Genomic DNA, 18568 nt, shown 5'->3' on the forward strand with positions numbered 1-18568 from the left:
GAAGGCCGCCGAGGGGGCGGCCTTCGTTGGTTCTCGTCCTAGAGAATCGCCAGCACCGCTTCCGGTGGCCGGCCGATCGCGGCCTTGCCGTTGGCGACCACGATCGGGCGCTCGATCAGTCGCGGATGACTGGCCAGTGCAGCGATAAGCGTCGTGTCATCGAGCGAGGGGTCATCCAGACCCAGCTCGCTGTATTCCGCCTCGCCCTTGCGCATCAGGTCGCGCGGCGTCATGCCGAGCATGTCCAGCAGTTGCGACAGCTCGGCGGCGCTGGGTGGCGTGTCGAGGTAGTTGATCACCTCGCACACCTGGTCTCGCGCCTCGAGTAGCGCCAGGGTCTCGCGCGACTTCGAGCAGCGGTTGTTGTGATAGATGCGTACCGTCATGGACAGCTGCAGGCTCAGCGGTTGCCGCTGCGGTTACCACCGCGACTGCCGCCACCACCGCCGTGCGGACGTCCACCGCCGCCATGCGGACGCGGGCCGCCAGCGCCTTGGGGGCGATTGCCGCCGCGCGATTGCGGTCGGCCGCCTTGTCCCTGACCGGGACGGCCAGCCGGCTTGCCGCCGCGATTGCCGCCCGTGTTGCCGGCGCCAGCGCCGCCATACGGACTGCTTCCGCGCCCTTCGGCCGTGCCGCGACCGCCGCCAAACGACCTGCCGCCTTCCGCGGGGCGTCCACCGTACGGCTTGTTGCCGCCTTCGGCCGAGCGAGCACCGAACGGCTTGCCACCACCAGGACCGCGACGGTTGCCGGCGCCTGCACCAGGGCCGGCGGGGCCGCCGCTGCGGCCACCTTCACGGCTCTCGCCAGCGAACCAGGTGCGCACCGACGGCAGCTCCTGGCCCGGGGCGACGCCACGCCGGTTCTTGTTACGCTGCATGGTGTTGCCCGAGCGCTCGGGGCGGGCGACGTTGCCGTTCACTTCCTTGCCACCCGGGCGACGGCGCTGCTGCTTGCCGCGCGCGGGTTCCTCGCGAATGCGATCGTAGGCGCGCAGTTCGCGTGCCTCGTCCTGATAGCCGGAACTGTAGCCGCCGGTGGCGCCGCGCTCGGGGCGATACTCGGTGACGTTGCGCGGCGCACGCCGCTGGTGCAGTACCGGGCTCAAGGTGAGCACCGGCTGCGGTGCGCCAAGGCCCGTGGTCTTGCGCAGCTCCTTGACCGACTCCTCGCCCAGCGCTTCGCAATCACCGCGACGCAGGGTGCGCGGCAGTTCGATGCTGCCGTAGCGGATGCGCTTCAGGCGGCTGACCAGGAAACCCTGGGAATCCCACAAGCGGCGCACTTCGCGATTGCGGCCTTCGCGGATCACCACGCGGAACCAGCTATGGCTGCCGCCGCGGCTGATCACGGCGATCTCGTCGAAGCGGGCGGGGCCGTCTTCCAGTTCCACCCCGGCTTTCAGCTTCTCGATGATTTCATCGGGCACTTCGCCGTGGACGCGGCACAGGTATTCGCGCTCGAGCCCGCTCTTGGGGTGCATCAGTGCGTTGGCCAACTCGCCATCGGTGGTGAGCAGCAGCAGGCCGGTGGTGTTGATGTCCAGACGACCCACGGCGACCCAGCGCGCACCCTTGAGGCGCGGCAGCTGTTCGAACACGGTGGGACGGCCTTCGGGATCCTCGCGCGTGGTCACCACGCCTTCGGGCTTGTGATAGACCAGCACTTCGGTCTCGTCGCGGTTGTCGGTGGCGACGATGAACTGCTTGCCGTCCAGCACCACGCGGTCGCCGGCATGGACGCCGGCGCCAATGGTGGCGGGCGCGCCATTCAATTCAACTTCGCCAGCCTGGATGCGCTGCTCCAGCATGCGACGCGAGCCGAGGCCGGCATTGGCCAGCACCTTGTGCAGGCGCTCTTCAAGCGCGGGGGCGGCGTCTTCGCGCGGGGTGCGCTTAAGGGTCAAAACGGATTTTTGCGGCGCAGTCATGCGCGGTACTCCTCAGTGTCTTGCGTGGCGTCGCCGTGGTCGGCGTCCGCGCGGGTCGCTGCCTCGTCGGCAGTGTCTGTCGGTGATACGGCGTGCGTGGCAGCGCCGGGTTCGGATGGTGCGCTGGCAACGTCAATGGTCAGCGCTTGTTCTTCGGAAGGTGCTTCGACAATGGCGGGCTTCTGGGCCAGGTCGCCATCCATGGGTTCGGACGTTTCGCCGGTGATCGCCACGACGTCTTCGCCGGCTACCACCAGGGGTTCGTTCTCTTCGTCCGGATCGATCGGCAGGTCGCGCACGATGCGGGCAGGGAGGGGATTCTGGTCGATCCGCATCTGCGGGTCTTCCATGTCGCGGATTTCCGAAAGCGGTGGCAGCTCGTCCAGCGATTTCAGGTTGAAGTAGTCGAGGAAGGCGCGGGTGGTACCGAACAGCGCGGGCTTGCCGGGAACGTCCCGGTAGCCGACCACGCGGATCCATTCGCGCTCTTCCATGGTCTTGATGATGCTGGAGGACACCACCACGCCGCGGATCTGTTCGATCTCCGGGCGGGTGATCGGCTGGCGGTAGGCGATCAAGGCCAGCGTTTCCAGCAAGGCTCGGGAATAGCGGCTAGGCCGTTCCGTCCACATCTTCGACAGCCACTGATGCATGTCCTGGCGGACCTGGTAGCGGAAGCCGGAAGCCACTTCCTGCAGCTCCACGCCGCGGCCGCTGCAGTCCGCGGCCAGCGCTTCCAGCGCCTTGGCCACCTCCTCGCGACCGACCTCGTCCTCCTCGCCGAACAGCTCCAGCAACTGGGGGATGGTCATCGGCTGCGTGGTCGCCAGCAGCGCCGCCTCGATAATGGGTTTGAGTTGCTCGATCTGCATTTAGAGCATGGCTCTCAGGTCGGATGCGGATTCATTGGGTGCCGGCGGATGGCTGCGGCCTATTCGGCAGCGGCGGCCGGTTCGTCGGCGATGTCTTCGACGGGCTCCTCGGCGCGTCCCATCTTGGCTCTGACGTAAATCGGCGCCAGCGCTTCTTCCTGCACAATCTCCACCAGCATCTCCTTGGCCAGCTCCAGCATGGCCAGGAACGTCACCACCACGCCCAGGCGTCCTTCGCTCACGTCGAACAGTGTCTCGAAGCGCTGGAACGTGTGGTCGTCCAGCCGAGCCAGCAGTTCGCCCATGCGTTGGCGGACGCTAAGCGCCTCGCGCTTGATGGCGTGATGCCCGAACAGCTCGGCGCGGTGCATCACGTCCTTCAGCGCCAGCAGCATTTCCTTGAGATCGAGCGGTGGTGGCAGCTTGATCACGTTGCGCTCGCCCACATCGGCGTGGGCTGGCGCGAAATCGCGCTCCATGCGGGGCAGGGCGTCGATGTCTTCCGCCGCCCGCTTGAAGCGCTCGTACTCCTGCAACCGCCTGACCAGCTCGGCGCGAGGGTCTTCCTCCAGGCCTTCCTCGGCCGGCGGCCGCGGCAGCAGCAGCCGCGATTTGATCTCGCCGAGGATGGCCGCCATCAACAGGTATTCGGCGGCCAGCTCCAGGCGCATCACGTCGCGCATCATCTCGATGTAGTCCATGTACTGCCGGGTGATCTCGGCGACAGGGATATCGAGAATGTCCAGGTTCTGCCGACGGATCAGGTAGAGCAAAAGATCCAGCGGCCCTTCGAACGCCTCGAGTATGACCTCGAGCGCATCCGGCGGGATGTACAGGTCCTGCGGCATCTGCAACATCGGTTCGCCGCGCACGATGGCCAGCGGCATTTCCTGCTGTTGCGGTACCGACGCAAACGCGTCTTGCGGCGCTGTGACCGCCTGAGGCTCGGTTGGCTCAGTACTCATCAATACATGTCGTTGGGCCGCCCATGACGGCTTGCGTTGCTTTCAACACGTTATAGGAAACGTTCTGTCCCATCGGCATTCGTTCGACGAATGTCCCCGCACGGATCGCGGCCACTGGCTGGCAATCCTTTGAAGCTAACTTGCGCGATGCCTAGCCGGTGCGCCTCGCGTCACCGTCACGGGCATGCATGATGAAATCGCGCCATTCGCGTTTCGACCAGGCTGACCGTGAACGACCTTTGAGCGGCTCTGGCGCGTAAAGATCACGGCAAGGACGCAAGCCAAAACGTGACGAAACCCGCGTCATTGGCTGTTCAATAGGTCGGCTGAGTGCATCGGAATGGGGGCCGTTGCGGTCGATCTTGGCCGATCGTGCGGCGCACCCTTGGACCTTTGCGAGACCAAGATTAGCCGCTGTAAGCCGGCAAGTCCAGTACACCTGGCGCCCGTCCGGCGTCAAAATAGCAAGTCATGCCGACGACCCAACGCGCAATCATTCATGTTGATATGGACGCCTTCTATGCGGCGGTGGAGCAGCTCGACCGTCCAGAGCTGCGCGGGTTGCCGGTGATCGTTGGCGGCCTGGGGCCGCGTGGGGTTGTCTCCACCTGCAGTTATGAAGCGCGCCGTTTTGGCGTGCGTTCGGCCATGCCCACGGCGCAGGCCCGACGGTTGTGTCCCGATGGCTGCTATCTGCGGCCCCGCATGGACCGCTATGAGGCCATCTCGGATCAAATCTTCGAGATCTTCCATGAGGTGACGCCGATGGTCGAGGGACTGTCGCTGGACGAGGCGTTTCTGGATGTGGGCGCCAGCCTGCGGCTGTTGGGGCCGATCGAGGTGATCGCGCGTCGCATCAAGGGCGCGATCCTGCAGCGCACCCGCCTGGTGGCCTCGGTGGGCATGGGGCCCAACAAGCTGCTGGCCAAGCTGGCGAGCGAACTGTCCAAACCCGACGGCTTCCACCGCATTTCCTTCGATCAGGCCGCCTCCGAGCTCGCGCCGTTACCGGTGGGGCGCTTGTGGACTGTCGGCCGTGTGACCGAACAGACACTACTTCGCCTGGGTATCCGTACCATCGGCGAATTGGCAGCATGTGACACGGCGCGTCTTGCCAGTGCGCTGGGGCGTCAGGCCGCATCGCTGCAGGCGCTGGCGCGAGGGGAAGATGAGCGTTGCGTCGAGCCCGCGCAGGCCGAACAATCCATGGGCTCCGAACACACCTTTGAGGTCGATCTGACGGATAAGGTGCTGGCCGAATCGTGGTTGCTGCGGCAGTGCGAGCGTATTGCCGCGCGTGCGCGGCGGCGCGGGCTGCAAGGGCGCACGGTCACGCTGAAACTACGCGAGCCACCGTTTGTCACACATACTCGCCAGGCGCAAATGCACGCAACGAGTGCGTCTGCCAGCGACATCTATGGTGTGGCACGACGCTTGCTAGAGATTTGGTGGCAGACGCAATCGCGACCGCGCCTGCGCCTTATGGGTGTCAGCCTGTCCGGCTTTGCGGAGCAGCGGCAGGGCGACATGTTCAGCGCGACGCCGAAAGGGCGCGTGACGGACGAGGTGCAGGATCGGGTCAATTTGCGTTTCGGTTCGGGCAGCCTGGTGCGTGGCGGGGTGCTGCGCTCGGGCAAGCAGGATTGAAGTTGTAGCGGAACGCTCCACATCGACAAGGTGGGGTGCTTTCAGGAAGAACGTGATAGCGCCACCATGTGCGTGGTGCGGGGAGAGGACACCAGGTATGAGCAGAGCGGAAGACAACGCCAGGAACGGCTCCGATCCGGAGCAGTTGCGACCGGCGCGTATGCGTATCGAAACCACGGTACTGATGAGCCGTGTCGACGAGTCGCATCCGACCGAACTGGTGGACATCTCCGCGACCGGGGTCCTGCTGCGTCGGCCGCTCGGCTGGCATGGCGAGATCGGCCAAAGCTGGATCCTGGACATGATCTTCGGCCACGACCTGCATATCCACCTGGAGGCGCAGGTGGCGCGGGTGTCGGAGCGCCACCTGGGCTTTGCCTATACGCGCATCCCCGAGGACAAGCAGGTGCCGCTGTGGAACTTGCTGGGCGGTTACGCCGATATACTGGAGTTGTGGAACGAAGAGTGAGTCCCCGGGCGGATGCTCCCACATGAAAACGCCCGCCGAAAGGGGGGCGTTTGCGTTGCAGCCGTTGCGAAAGGTCAGCTGTGCGCGGCAGCCGGCTGCTTTTCGTCACGCAGTTCGCGACGCAGGATCTTGCCCACGTTGCTCTTGGGCAGCGAGTCGCGGAACTCGATGATCTTGGGGCGCTTGTAGCCGGTGAGATTGTCGTGGCAGAACTTCTTCAGTTCCTCCACCGTCAGCTTCGGGTCCTTGCGCACCACGTAGAGCTTGACCACTTCGCCGGAGTGCTCGTCCGGCACGCCGACCGCCGCCACTTCGGCCACGCCCGGGTGCTGCATCACCACGTCCTCGACTTCGTTCGGATACACATTGAAGCCGGAGACCAGGATCATGTCCTTCTTGCGGTCGACGATGTAGAAGTAGCCGTTCTCATCCATGCGCGCGATGTCGCCGGTGTGCAGCCAGCCGTCGGCCGCCAGCACCTTGGCGGTTTCGTCCGGGCGCTGCCAATAACCCTTCATCACCTGCGGGCCGCGCACCATCAGTTCGCCCACCTCGCCCTGCGGCAGCGGCAGGCCGTCCTCGGACCAGATGGCGACATCGGTGGAAGGAATGGGCAGGCCGATCGAGGCGTTGTAGGCCTTCAGGTCCAGCGGATTCATGCATGCCGCGGGCGACGTCTCGGTGAGCCCATAGGCCTCCACCAGGGTGACGCCCGTCACCTTCTTCCAGCGCTCGGCCACGGCGCGCTGCACCGCCATTCCGCCACCCAGGGACAGGTGCAGGCGGGAGAAATCCAGTTCGGCGAAACCTGGCGTATTGAGCAGGCCGTTGAACAGCGTGTTGACGCCGGTGATGGCCGTGAAGCCGGACTGCTTCAGCTCCTTGACGAAGCCTGGCATGTCGCGCGGATTGGTGACCAGCCAGTTCAAACCGCCAAGGCGCAGGAACACCAGCCCGTTCGCGGTAAGCGAAAAGATGTGATACAGCGGCAGGGCGGTAATGATGACTTCCTCGCCCGGCTTGGTGTTGCTGCCGACCCAGGCACCGGCCTGCAGCATGTTGGCAATCATGTTGCCGTGCGTGAGCATGGCACCCTTGGCGACGCCGGTCGTGCCACCGGTGTACTGCAGGAACGCGATGTCGTCGTGGCCCAGTTCCACCGGGGCCAGCGCATGGCTGGCGCCGCGGGCCAGTGCGTCGTCGAAGCGCACCGCGTGCGGCAGCTCGAACGGCGGCACCATTTTCTTGATGTGCTTGAGCGCGAAGTTGATCATCACGCCCTTGACGCCCAGCAAATCGCCGATGCCTGTCGTGACGATGTGCTTGACCTCGGTCTCGGCAACCACCTGCTGCAAGGTGGCAGCGAAGTTGTCGAGCACCACGATGGCCTTGGCGCCGGAGTCCTCAAGCTGATGCTTGAGTTCGCGCGCGGTGTACATGGGATTGGTGTTGACCACCACCAGGCCCGCACGCAGCGCGCCAAACAGCGCAATCGGGTACTGCAGGACGTTGGGCATCATGATCGCGATGCGATCGCCCTTGCTGAGCTTGAGCTCGCCGGTGAGGTAGCCGGCGAACCGGCGGCTCATCTCATCGACCTGGCTGTAGCTGATCTGCTTGCCGAAGTTGGCGAACGCAGGACGATCGCGGAACCGCTCGAACGCTTCTTCCAGCACCGCTGCCACGGAGGCGTACTGATTGACGTCGATCTGGGCGGGGACGCCTTCCGGGTAATGGGCCAGCCACGGACGCTCAATGCTCATGTTGGATCCAAAGCTCCTGTATTGACCGGCCCGTTGGTGACGATGGCGCGGGTGCGGCATGATGATGGGTCATTGGAGCATACGCTCGCGTATAGCAGCAAGCCGCGTTGCAACGAGATTTCCGGATGCCGTCGATGAGAAAAATTCGGTCGAAAATACTGTTCTGCACGGTCGCTCTGGCGGTACTGGCCGGCTGCCGGTCCACTCCTGACGAGGCGCTTATCCGGCAAGGCATTGACGCGGCGGCGAATGCTGCCGAGCACGCGCACGCGTCGGCGCTTGCCGAGGTGCTTAGCGAGGACTTCGATGGCAACGCGGGCGCCCTGGCACGTAGCGACCTTCTGCAGCTGCTGCGTGCTGCGGCTTTGCGCGGCGAGACGATTCATGCCTTGAGCGGGCCGGTCGAATTGGAGCAACGGGGCGAGCGATACGTCGCGCGCTTTACCGTCACCCTGACCAGCGGCGGAAAACTGCTGCCAGCACAGATGGGTGTGTATCAGGTCGAGACGGCGTGGCGCCGCGATGGCCATCAATGGCTTTGCTATTCGGCTACCTGGGTACCGCAGATGTAGCGGCAACACACGCCCATCCACACCGTCATCCCAGCGGAAGCTGGGATCCAGCGACTTTGCTCTCTCCGGAGTGCACGTAAGACACTGGATCCCAGCCTTCGCTGGGATGACGGTGAGATTGGCTGGATGGGGTGAAGTCCGCACCGAAAAGAAACGCCGCCCCAAGGGCGGCGTTTCCGTCAGACTCAGGCCGCCTTCTTTCCGGCGAGCTGGCGCAGCACGTATTGCAGGATGCCGCCGTGGCGGAAGAATTCGCGTTCTTTCGGCGTCAGCAGCAGCACTTTCACGGTGAACTCCTTCTTGCTGCCATCGGCCGCGGTCGCGGTGACCTTGGCGGTCTTCGACTCGCCGCCGTCGAGGCCGGTGATGTCGAACGTCTCCTTGCCGGTAAGGCCTAGCGACTGCGCATTCTGGCCGTCCTCGAACTGGCAGGGAAGCACGCCCATGCCGACCAGGTTGGAGCGGTGGATGCGCTCGAAGCTCTCGGCAATCACTGCCTTCACGCCCAGCAGCAAGGTGCCCTTGGCGGCCCAGTCGCGCGACGAGCCGGTGCCGTATTCCTTGCCGGCCAGCACCACCAGCGGCGTCTTCTCCGCCTTGTACTTCATGGCCGCGTCGTAGATGGCCAGCTGCTCGCCCGACGGCACGTGCAAGGTGTAGCCGCCTTCGACGCCATTGAGCATCAGGTTCTTGATGCGGATATTGGCGAAGGTGCCGCGCACCATCACGTCGTCGTTGCCGCGGCGCGAACCGTAGGAGTTGAAGTCCTTCGGGTCGACACCCTTGCCGATCAGGAAGCGGCCCGCCGGGCTGTCCTTCTTGATCGAGCCGGCCGGCGAGATATGGTCGGTGGTGATCGAGTCGCCAAACAGGCCCAGCACTCTTGCACCGTGGATGTCCTCGATGCTGCCGGGCTGCGCGCTCATGCCCTCGAAGTACGGCGGGTTCTTGATATAGGTGGAGTCGTCCCAGCGGAACAGGTCGCCGTCCGGCGAGGCGATCTGGTTCCAGCGGCTGTCGCCCTTGAACACGTCCGCATAGTTCTTCTCGAACATCTGCGGATTGATGGCACCGGCGATGGTGTCGGAGATTTCCTTGTTGCTCGGCCAGATGTCCTTCAGATACACCGGCTTGCCATCGCTGCCGGTGCCGAGGGCGTCCTTGGTCAGGTCGATATCCAGCGTGCCGGCCAGCGCGTAGGCCACCACCAGCGGCGGCGAGGCCAGGTAGTTCATCTTCACCTCGGGGTGGACGCGACCCTCGAAGTTGCGGTTGCCCGACAACACCGAGGCCACGGCCAGGTCGCCTTCCGCGACACCCTTGCTGATCTCGGGCGGCAGCGGGCCGGAATTGCCGATGCAGGTGGTGCAGCCATAGCCCACGATAAAGAAGCCGATCTTTTCCAGCTCCTTGAGCAGGCCGGTCTTCTCGAGGTAATCGGTGACCACCAGGGAGCCCGGGCCGATCGAGGTCTTGACCCAGGGCTGCGCCTTCAGCCCCTTGGCGGCCGCTTTCTTGGCGACCAGGCCGGCGCCCAGCATCACCGCCGGGTTGGACGTATTGGTGCACGAGGTGATGGCGGCGATCACCACCGCGCCGTCGCCGAGCTTGAAGCTCTCGCCATGCATCTCGACGCGCACGCCGGTATCGGTGATGTCGTTGGCCGGGTTGCCGATGGCGGTGGCGCCGCCTTCATTGGCGAAGTTTGCGGTGTCGCCATTCTTCGGTTTGCGGTTCGCGGTCAACGGACCGACGGCGTCCTTGAAGCTCTTCTGCACGCCTTCCAGCAACACGCGGTCCTGCGGACGCTTCGGGCCGGCGAGCGAGGGTTTCACCTCGGCCAGGTCCAGCTCCAGCGTGGTGCTGAAGCGCGGCTCGTGCGCGTTCTCGTCATGCCATAGGCCCTGGGCCTTGGCATAGGCCTCGACCAGGCGGATCTGCGCCTCGTCGCGGCCGGACAGGCGCATATAGTTGAGCGCTTCCTGGTCGACCGGGAAGATGCCGCAGGTGGCGCCGTACTCGGGTGCCATATTGGCGATAGTGGCGCGATCGGCCAGCGGCAGGTGCTTGAGGCCATCGCCGAAGAACTCGACGAACTTGCCGACCACACCCAGCTTGCGCAGCATCTGGGTCACCGTAAGCACCAGGTCGGTGGCGGTGACGCCTTCGGCCAGCTTGCCCTTGAGCTTGAAGCCGACCACCTGGGGAATCAGCATCGACGAGGGCTGGCCGAGCATGGCCGCCTCCGCTTCGATGCCACCCACGCCCCAACCGAGCACGCCGATGCCATTGATCATGGTGGTGTGCGAGTCGGTGCCGAAGACGGTGTCGGGGTAGGCCCAGTCGGTGCCGTCCTTGTTCGCGGTGAACACCACGCGGGCCAGATGCTCCAGGTTCACCTGATGCACGATGCCGGTGCGCGGCGGCACCACCTTGAAGTTGTTGAAGGCCTTCTGGCCCCAGCGCAGGAACGAGTAGCGTTCCTGGTTGCGATGGAATTCGATCTCGACGTTTTGCTCGAGCGCCGTTGGCGAGCCGAAGACGTCGACCTGCACCGAGTGGTCGATCACCAGCTCGGCCGGCGCCAGCGGATTGATCTGGTTGGCATGGCCGCCCAGCTTCACCACCGCATCGCGCATCGCGGCCAGGTCGACCACGCAGGGCACGCCGGTGAAATCCTGCAGCACCACGCGCGCCGGCATGAAGGAAATTTCGGTGTCCGGCTCGGCCTTGGCGTTCCAGTTCGCGACCGCCTCGATCTCCTTCGCGGTCACATTGAGGCCATCCTCATGGCGCAACAGGTTTTCCAGCAGGATCTTCAGCGAATAGGGCAGGGTCTTGAGGTCGAAGCGTTGACCGAGCTTGGTCAGGCTGGCGATCTGGTACGAGCTGCCGTTGACCTTGAGGGTGTCGCGGGTGGCGAATGAATCCAGCATGGGTAGGGCTCCTGTTGCGAAAGTCGAGCGAGCGCGCAAGGCGCAGACGCGTGATCCTAGAACAGCCAGTGTGAGCGTTTTTGCAAGAAAAAAGCGTGAGTTGGGTGGACAGGCAACAGCTTGGGGTGGGGTGCCTAGTGTGCAAGCGCCCGCCATGCTCATTCCAGCACCATGCCCTTGCAAGATTTCGAACGCTGCCGGAAGCGTTGCTTTGCGTTGCGGGCACTACCCCGCGGCTGGCAAAATAAGCGGCTTATATGTCGTCGAAAAACGGCATGGAGACAGGGTTTTGCGCCTTGTCGCGCGTCGGTAGCGACCACCCGGATTCGGCTTGCGCCAGCGACTCCCCAGCGCCTGTGCCCACAGACGCACGCTGCCTCTTTCGTAGTTCATCGGACGAGATCACATGCTAAACGCCTACCGCCAACATGTTGCCGAGCGCGCCGCGCAGGGCATTCCGCCGCTGCCGCTGTCGGCCCCGCAGACCGCCGAGCTGATCGAGCTGCTGAAGAACCCGCCTGCGGGCGAGGCATCCTTCCTGGTCGAGCTGATCACCCATCGCGTGCCGGCTGGCGTGGACGATGCGGCCAAGGTCAAGGCGTCCTATCTGGCGGCGGTGGCGTTTGGCACCGAGAAGAGCGCGCTGATTTCGCGCGAGAAGGCGACCGAACTGCTCGGCACGATGTTGGGCGGCTACAACATCCATCCGCTGATCGAGCTGCTCGACGATGCGCAGATCGGCGCCGTCGCCGCCAACGCGCTCAAGCACACGCTGCTGATGTTCGACGCCTTCCATGACGTCAAGGAAAAGGCTGACAAGGGCAATGCCAACGCCAAGGCCGTGCTGCAGAGCTGGGCCGATGCGGAGTGGTTCACCAGCAAGCCCGAAGTGCCGGAAAGCCTGACCATCACCGTGTTCAAGGTGCCGGGCGAGACCAATACCGACGACCTGTCGCCGGCCCCGGATGCCACCACGCGCCCGGACATCCCGCTGCACGCGCTGGCCATGCTGAAGAACAAGCGCGACGGCGCGCCGTTCCAGCCGGAAGACGACGGCAAGCGCGGTCCGATCGCCTTCATTGAATCGCTGAAGGAAAAAGGCCACCTGGTCGCCTATGTGGGCGACGTGGTCGGCACCGGTTCCAGCCGCAAGTCCGCCACCAACTCGGTGCTGTGGTTCACCGGCGAGGACATCCCCTTCATCCCGAACAAGCGCTTCGGCGGCGTGTGCCTGGGCAGCAAGATCGCCCCGATCTTCTACAACACCATGGAAGACGCGGGCGCGCTGCCGATCGAGCTCGACGTCTCCCAGATGGAGATGGGCGATGTGGTCGAGCTGCGTCCGTACGAGGGCAAGGCGCTCAAGAACGGCCAGGTCATCGCCGAGTTCCAGGTGAAGTCCGACGTGCTGTTCGACGAAGTGCGCGCCGGTGGCCGCATTCCGCTGATCGTGGGCCGTGGCCTCACCGCCAAGGCGCGCGAGGCACTGGGCCTGCCGGTGTCCACCCTGTTCCGCCTGCCGCAGCAGCCGGTCGATACGGGCAAGGGCTTTACGTTGGCGCAGAAGATGGTCGGCCGCGCCTGCGGCCTGCCGGAAGGCGAGGGCGTGCGCCCGGGCACGTATTGCGAGCCGAAGATGACCTCGGTGGGTTCGCAGGACACCACCGGTCCGATGACCCGCGACGAGCTGAAGGACCTGGCCTGCCTGGGCTTCTCCGCCGACCTGGTGATGCAGTCGTTCTGCCACACCGCGGCCTATCCGAAGCCGGTGGACGTGAAGACCCACCATACCCTGCCGGAATTCATCAGCACCCGTGGCGGCATCTCGCTGCGCCCGGGCGACGGCGTGATCCACTCCTGGCTCAACCGCATGCTGTTGCCGGACACGGTCGGCACCGGCGGCGACAGCCACACGCGTTTCCCGATCGGCATCTCGTTCCCGGCCGGTTCCGGCCTGGTCGCGTTTGCCGCGGCCACTGGCGTGATGCCGCTGGACATGCCCGAGTCGGTGCTGGTGCGCTTCAAGGGCGAACTGCAGCCGGGCGTTACCTTGCGTGACCTGGTCAATGCGATTCCGCTCTACGCGATCAAGCAGGACCTGCTCACGGTCGCCAAGCAGGGCAAGAAGAACATCTTCTCCGGCCGCATCCTGGAGATCGAAGGTCTGCCGAACCTCAAGGTGGAGCAGGCGTTCGAACTGTCCGATGCCTCGGCCGAGCGTTCCGCCGCCGGCTGCACCGTGCACCTCGACAAGGCGCCGATCATCGAATACATCAACAGCAACATCACGCTGCTGAAGTACATGATCGCCCAGGGCTACAAGGACGCCCGCAGCCTGCAGCGCCGCATCAAGGCAATGGAAGCCTGGCTGGCCGATCCGAAGCTGCTGGAGCGCGATGCCGACGCCGAGTACGCCGCGGTGATCGAGATCGACCTGGCCGACGTGCATGAGCCGATCGTGGCCTGCCCGAACGACCCGGACGACGTGAAGACCCTGTCCGACGTGGCCGGTGCCACCATCGACGAGGTGTTCATCGGTTCGTGCATGACCAATATCGGTCACTTCCGTGCGGCTTCGAAGCTGCTGGAAGGCAAGCGCGACATCCCGACCAAGCTGTGGGTGGCCCCGCCGACCAAGATGGACCAGCAGCAGCTGACCGAGGAAGGCCATTACGGCGTGCTCGGCACTGCCGGCGCCCGCATGGAAATGCCGGGTTGCTCGCTGTGCATGGGCAATCAGGCGCAGGTGCGCGAGGGCGCCACGGTGTTCTCCACCTCGACCCGCAACTTCCCCAACCGTCTGGGCAAGAACTCCAACGTGTACCTGGGTTCGGCCGAGCTGGCCGCGATCTGCTCGCGTCTGGGGCGCATCCCGACCAAGGCGGAGTACATGACCGACATCGGCGTGATCAATGCCAACGGCGAGAAGATCTACAAGTACATGAACTTCGACCAGATCGCCGACTACCAGCAGGTCGCTGACACCGTCACCGCCTGAAGGTTGTAAGGAAACGCGTGCGAAGCCCGGCCCTGTGCCGGGCTTCGTCGTTTATGCTTCACGATGACACGGCGAGGCGGCAGGCAGCACGGATGATCTCCACCCACTTATCGGTAGTCTCCCTGCGCGACCTGATGCTGGTGCAGGCGGTGCGCCGCCATGGCAGTTTCAACAGCGCGGCGCGGGCGATGCACATCAGCCCCTCGGGCCTGTCGCATCAGGTGCAGAAGGTGGAACAGGCGCTAGGCGCGCCGCTGTTCGAGCGCGGCGGGCGACGGGTGGTGCCTACCGCGGGCGGGCAACGACTGCTGGAACAGATCGATGCGGTGCTCGCTTCCGCCGAGCTGCTGCAGCAGGTCGCCCGCGCAGGCGAGGTGGCGTTTGGCGGCGAGCTGCGCCTGGGCGTGCCCGCCTCTCTGGGCCCTTATTTGCTGCCGCACCTGATCGAACCGTTTCCCCAGCATTTTCCCGGCACCCGCCTGAGCTTGTCCGAAGGCAAGCCGCGTGGCCTGCTGCGACGGTTGAATGAAGGGGAACTGGATGCCGTGCTGGCGCCGCGGGTGACGCCGCTCAGTGGCACGGCGATGCGACCGCTGTTCTTCGAGCCGTGGGAGCTGATGCTGCGCGCCGATCATGCACTGGCCAACAAACGTAGCGTCTCGCTGGATCAACTCGATCCCAGCGAAGCCACCTTGATGACGGAAAGCCAGGCCGATGATGTGCTCGGTGGCGGCCACGTGCAGGACGTCAGCCTGGAAAGCCTCGCGGCCCTGGTGGGCCTGCGCGGCGGCTATGCGCTGGTGCCTGCACTTGCCCACGATCGACTGGCTTCCATGCCGGATATCGTTCTGTCCAAGATCAAGGGGCAGGCGACGGGGCGCGAAATCGCGCTCTATTGGCGCGACGCGTCGCCGTGGAGCAGCGACTTGCAGGCGTTTGCCTTGCTGTTGCGCAGATTGGCGAAGCAACGGCCCGGATTGAAGTTGGTGGGTGACGGCGCGTAGCGCCTTTTCGCGCTGTCGGTGCGTCGAGCAACGCGCTCTGACTCCTTCTCCCCTCCGGGGAGAAGGTTGGGATGAGGGGCGGGTGCTCGCGATCACGCGATGACCAAGCGATATCGCGAGCTTGCCGCTTACGACCGAAGGAAGTCCCTGTGGGACGCAGCGGGCGTTTCGACTGCCTGCCGGCGGCTTGTGCTCCTTCTCCCCCTCGGGGAGAGGGCTGGGATGAGGGGCGGGTGCTCGCGACAGCGCGACAACTGAGCGTGGCTGCAAGGTTGCCGCTTACGCAGCGGGCGTTTCGACTGCCTGCCGGCAGCCGAGTCACTTTTCTTTTGCTGGCCCAAAAGAAAAGTAACCCAAAGAAAATGGCCTTGAGAGCTCGTAGCATTACGTGGGATGCGAGCCTGAGGGGTGTGGCCAGCCAGAGAGGTAACGGCCCATGGCCGACACACAGCGGCTACACCGCAACGCGCCGAGGCGGAGAGGGCTTAATGCGTATGCCATAACGCACGGATGTGGCGTTATGGCGAGCACCCGCCCCTCATCCCAGCCTTCTCCCCGGCGGGGAGAAGGAGCTCAGGGCGGCGCCGGCCGCGGACCATTAGGTGTTGTTGATGGTCGACCCGGTCAACAACCCGCGCGCCAGCATGCTGCATTGGCGCCGATACAAAAGCATCTGCCATTGGCGTCCGCCCAACTGTCGCCACAACACCGCCGAACGCACCGCGGCGAGCAGGTTGGCGCGCACCTTCTCCACCACGTTCGGTTGCTGCAGCTGCTGCGGATTGCCCGTCACCATCACGCGCGGCTTCAGCGTGGAAAGGGTGCTGGCGTACAGCTCGGCCAGGCGGCTGACCACCTGCGGCGACTCCGGACCGAAGTGTTCCACCTGGCGTTGCGCGGCGACGATGCCTTGCTGCAGGCGCTCGAGCAGGTCAGGGCGGCGGGACAGGCTGCGTTCCAGCCTGATCACGGTAAAGGCCATGCGGGTGATGGCGACGTCGCGGTTGTTCTCGTCCAGCAGGGTGATCAGCTGGCGCAGGCCCAGGCGCACGCCGGACACATCGCCGTAGACGCCGACCACCGACGGGGCATCGATGCGAAACACGCTGCCGATGCTTGAGGCCATGGCGGTTTCGTCGCAGCGACCTTCGTTGGCGAGCTGTTGGGCCAACCCGGTGGCCTGGAACAGGCCGGCCAGGGCCAGCACGCGTTCTTCATTCATGGCAAAGGCTTCAAGCACCGGGGATCGACTCGCAGGGGATGGGGGAAGACAACTCGGCTTGATCATTCCAGCCGCCGTACGGCGCATCGGTGCGCTCGATCACAGCGCCGCCGAGGCAGGCCTCGCCGTCATAGAACACCACCGACTGGCCGGGAGTGACCGCACGCTGGGCTTCGTCAAAGATCACTTCCAGGTGGTCTCCGTGCACGATCACTTCGCACGCCTGATCCTGCTGGCGATAGCGGGTCTTGGCGGTACAACGAAAGCGTGTGGCCGGAGGCTCACCCGCTACCCAATGGGGCAACTCGGTCAGCAGGCGGCGCGAATACAGCCAGAGATTCTCGCCACCTTGGGCTACATACAAGATGTTCCTGGCCACGTCCTTGCCCACCACATACCAGGCGTCGCCGCTGGCGCCGTGGCGACCACCGATGCCCAGGCCATTGCGCTGGCCAAGGGTGTAATACATCGCGCCCTGGTGCTCGCCCACGGTCTCCCCCCCGGGCGTACGCATGGGGCCGGGCTGGGCGGGGATGTACTGGGCGAGGAAGCTGCGGAAGTCGCGCTCACCGATAAAGCAGATGCCGGTGGAGTCTTTTTTCGCGTGGGTGGGTAGCGATGCTTCCAAGGCCATCTGGCGCACGCGCGCCTTCTCGATCTCGCCCACCGGAAACAGCGTGGCGGCCAATTGCTGCTGGCCCAGCGCGTGCAGGAAGTAGGTCTGGTCCTTGGCGGCATCCACGGCGCGCAATAACCGATATTTGCCGTCGTGGAAGTCCACGCGGGCGTAATGGCCGGTGGCAATCTTGTCGGCGCCGAGCGCACGCGCTTCGTCCAGGAACGTCTTGAACTTGATCTCGCGATTGCACAGCACGTCCGGATTCGGCGTGCGCCCGGCGCGGTATTCGGCCAGGAAGTGCTCGAACACCCCGTCCCAGTACTCGGCGGCGAAATTGCGCGCATGGAACGGGATGCCCAGCCGGCCGCACACCGCCACGGCGTCCTTGCGGTCGGCGTCGGTGGTGCAGGGGCCGTCGCGGTCGTCTTCTTCCCAGTTCTGCATGAACAGGCCTTCGACCTCGCAGTCGGCCTGTTGCAGCAGCAGGGCGGCCACCGAGGAGTCGACGCCACCGGAAATGCCGAGCATCACTTTCACGGGTAACGATCCTCGGCCAGCAGGCTGTGCAGCGCGGTCAGCGGCAGGCGCTGGCCAGCCAGCCATGCATCGATGCTCATCAACACCAGCGGGCTGCGCAGGCGGTCGCCCAGGGCCACGATCTCGTCCCGGGTCAGCCACAGGGCGCGGAGGATGCCGGTATCCAGCGGACGCTTGGGGTCGTGGCCTAGCGCGCGGGCGGCAAACGTGAAGCGCACCACGCCGTCGCCGTGCTCGGTACTGCGCCACTGGTGGATGCCGATCAGATGCTCCAGTTCGACCGTCCAGCCGGTTTCTTCCAGCGTCTCGCGCACGGCGGCGCTGGCCAGGCTTTCCTTGTCATCCAAATGGCCGGCCGGCTGGTTATAGGCAAGACGGCCATTTACTTCCTCTTCCACCATCAGGAAGCGGTCGCCATCGGCCACGACACACGCCACGGTAACGTGCGGGCACCAGACGGACGGGGAGGAGGGAAATGCGGAATCGGCCATGGGGGATATATGGCGCCGGCAAAGGCACTGGAAAAGTAGTCATTGTGCCATCACCTGAAGACAACCTGCCGGCGCGGGTACCCCGGGTCCCGCAGTTCGGGCCGGCATCGGGGTTGCGGCGGTATACTTTTCCCCAGGATATTTCACGTAGAACCCATGGCTCACGAACCCGAACACGAACAAGGCAGCGGTCACGGCCTGGCGCTGGAAACCTCGAGGCCGGAAGTGGCGCGTCCACCCCTGTTTCAGGTGGTGCTGCTGAACGACGACTTCACCCCGATGGATTTCGTGGTCGAGGTGCTGCGCAGCTTCTTCAGCCTGGACCAGGAGCGGGCGGTGCAGGTCATGCTTCACGTCCATACCCGCGGGAAGGGGGTTTGCGGCGTCTTTACCCGGGAGGTTGCCGAAACCAAGGTCACTCAGGTAAACGAATATTCACGTGCTCATCAACACCCTTTGTTGTGCACTATGGAAAAGCTCTAAGCGTCCCCATTTTGTAGCCATCGCGGTATAGCCCGCCTGCCACTTAGCGGAGTAGGT

General features: G+C 64.8%; 15 protein-coding genes. 6 read left to right on the forward strand and 9 right to left on the reverse strand.

From position 1 onward, the window contains the following. Positions 1–38: 38 nt before the first annotated feature. Genes arsC through OUZ49_RS15395 form a run of 4 tightly spaced genes read right to left on the reverse strand, consistent with a single transcriptional unit; the run spans position 39 to position 3770 of the window. Positions 39–386, reverse strand: coding sequence for an arsenate reductase (glutaredoxin) (gene arsC, locus OUZ49_RS15380; protein WP_266151383.1), 348 nt, complete (start codon positions 384–386; stop codon positions 39–41). Positions 387–400: 14 nt separating this feature from the next. Next, positions 401–1933, reverse strand: coding sequence for a pseudouridine synthase (locus OUZ49_RS15385; RefSeq protein ID WP_266151384.1), 1533 nt, complete (start codon positions 1931–1933; stop codon positions 401–403). Next, the gene (gene scpB / locus OUZ49_RS15390; RefSeq protein WP_266151385.1) at positions 1930–2805 is read right to left on the reverse strand and encodes an SMC-Scp complex subunit ScpB; all 876 of its coding nucleotides are present in this window, start codon (positions 2803–2805) and stop codon (positions 1930–1932) included. The genes OUZ49_RS15385 and scpB overlap by 4 nt, the downstream gene beginning before the upstream one ends. A 59-nt stretch (positions 2806–2864) precedes the next feature. Beyond that, on the reverse strand, positions 2865–3770 hold the full coding sequence (locus OUZ49_RS15395; RefSeq protein WP_380003975.1) for a segregation and condensation protein A: 906 nt from the start codon (positions 3768–3770) through the stop codon (positions 2865–2867). Between the two features lie 471 nt (positions 3771–4241). On the opposite strand from OUZ49_RS15395, the gene dinB reads away from it, so the two are divergent. Beyond that, positions 4242–5417: a DNA polymerase IV gene (dinB, locus tag OUZ49_RS15400; protein ID WP_266151386.1), complete on the forward strand. Its 1176-nt coding sequence runs from the start codon at positions 4242–4244 to the stop codon at positions 5415–5417. A 97-nt stretch (positions 5418–5514) separates the two neighbouring features. Next, positions 5515–5886: a PilZ domain-containing protein gene (locus OUZ49_RS15405; RefSeq protein ID WP_266151387.1), complete on the forward strand. Its 372-nt coding sequence runs from the start codon at positions 5515–5517 to the stop codon at positions 5884–5886. A gap of 74 nt (positions 5887–5960) precedes the next feature. On the opposite strand, the gene OUZ49_RS15410 is transcribed toward OUZ49_RS15405, so the two are convergent. Next, a complete protein-coding gene (locus tag OUZ49_RS15410) occupies positions 5961–7649 on the reverse strand; it encodes a long-chain-fatty-acid--CoA ligase (protein ID WP_266151389.1) in 1689 nt (562 codons plus the stop codon). Positions 7650–7783: 134 nt separating this feature from the next. Here OUZ49_RS15410 and OUZ49_RS15415 point away from each other — a divergent pair, with 134 nt between their 5' ends. Further along, entirely contained in the window at positions 7784–8221 is a 438-nt protein-coding gene (locus OUZ49_RS15415) for a hypothetical protein (protein WP_266151390.1), read from the forward strand. A 185-nt stretch (positions 8222–8406) separates the two neighbouring features. On the opposite strand, the gene acnA is transcribed toward OUZ49_RS15415, so the two are convergent. Beyond that, on the reverse strand, positions 8407–11157 hold the full coding sequence (gene acnA, locus OUZ49_RS15420; RefSeq protein WP_266151391.1) for an aconitate hydratase AcnA: 2751 nt from the start codon (positions 11155–11157) through the stop codon (positions 8407–8409). A gap of 406 nt (positions 11158–11563) precedes the next feature. Between acnA and OUZ49_RS15425 the strand changes: the two genes are divergently transcribed. Together OUZ49_RS15425 and OUZ49_RS15430 are read left to right on the forward strand one after the other, a co-directional pair. Continuing rightward, positions 11564–14155 carry a bifunctional aconitate hydratase 2/2-methylisocitrate dehydratase gene (locus OUZ49_RS15425; RefSeq protein WP_266151392.1) on the forward strand — a complete coding sequence of 864 codons (2592 nt, stop codon included), beginning with the start codon at positions 11564–11566 and terminating at the stop codon, positions 14153–14155. Positions 14156–14247: 92 nt separating this feature from the next. Continuing rightward, positions 14248–15159: a LysR family transcriptional regulator gene (locus OUZ49_RS15430; protein WP_266151393.1), complete on the forward strand. Its 912-nt coding sequence runs from the start codon at positions 14248–14250 to the stop codon at positions 15157–15159. A gap of 598 nt (positions 15160–15757) precedes the next feature. Here the strand turns inward: OUZ49_RS15430 and hflD are convergent. The 3 genes from hflD to OUZ49_RS15445 are packed head-to-tail and all read right to left on the reverse strand — an operon-like array spanning position 15758 to position 18028. Then, positions 15758–16381, reverse strand: a complete 624-nt coding sequence (gene hflD / locus OUZ49_RS15435; RefSeq protein WP_266151394.1) for a high frequency lysogenization protein HflD — start codon at positions 16379–16381, stop codon at positions 15758–15760. Positions 16382–16391: 10 nt separating this feature from the next. Beyond that, complete coding sequence (gene mnmA / locus OUZ49_RS15440) at positions 16392–17537, reverse strand: tRNA 2-thiouridine(34) synthase MnmA (RefSeq protein WP_323134940.1); 1146 nt, start codon at positions 17535–17537, stop codon at positions 16392–16394. Then, the gene (locus OUZ49_RS15445; protein ID WP_266151395.1) at positions 17534–18028 is read right to left on the reverse strand and encodes an NUDIX hydrolase; all 495 of its coding nucleotides are present in this window, start codon (positions 18026–18028) and stop codon (positions 17534–17536) included. The genes mnmA and OUZ49_RS15445 overlap by 4 nt, the downstream gene beginning before the upstream one ends. 156 nt (positions 18029–18184) lie before the next feature. On the opposite strand from OUZ49_RS15445, the gene clpS reads away from it, so the two are divergent. Beyond that, complete coding sequence (gene clpS / locus OUZ49_RS15450) at positions 18185–18511, forward strand: ATP-dependent Clp protease adapter ClpS (protein ID WP_074546739.1); 327 nt, start codon at positions 18185–18187, stop codon at positions 18509–18511. Positions 18512–18568: the final 57 nt, after the last annotated feature.

Source organism: Dyella halodurans (assembly GCF_026283925.1).
Lineage (GTDB): Bacteria > Pseudomonadota > Gammaproteobacteria > Xanthomonadales > Rhodanobacteraceae > Dyella > Dyella halodurans.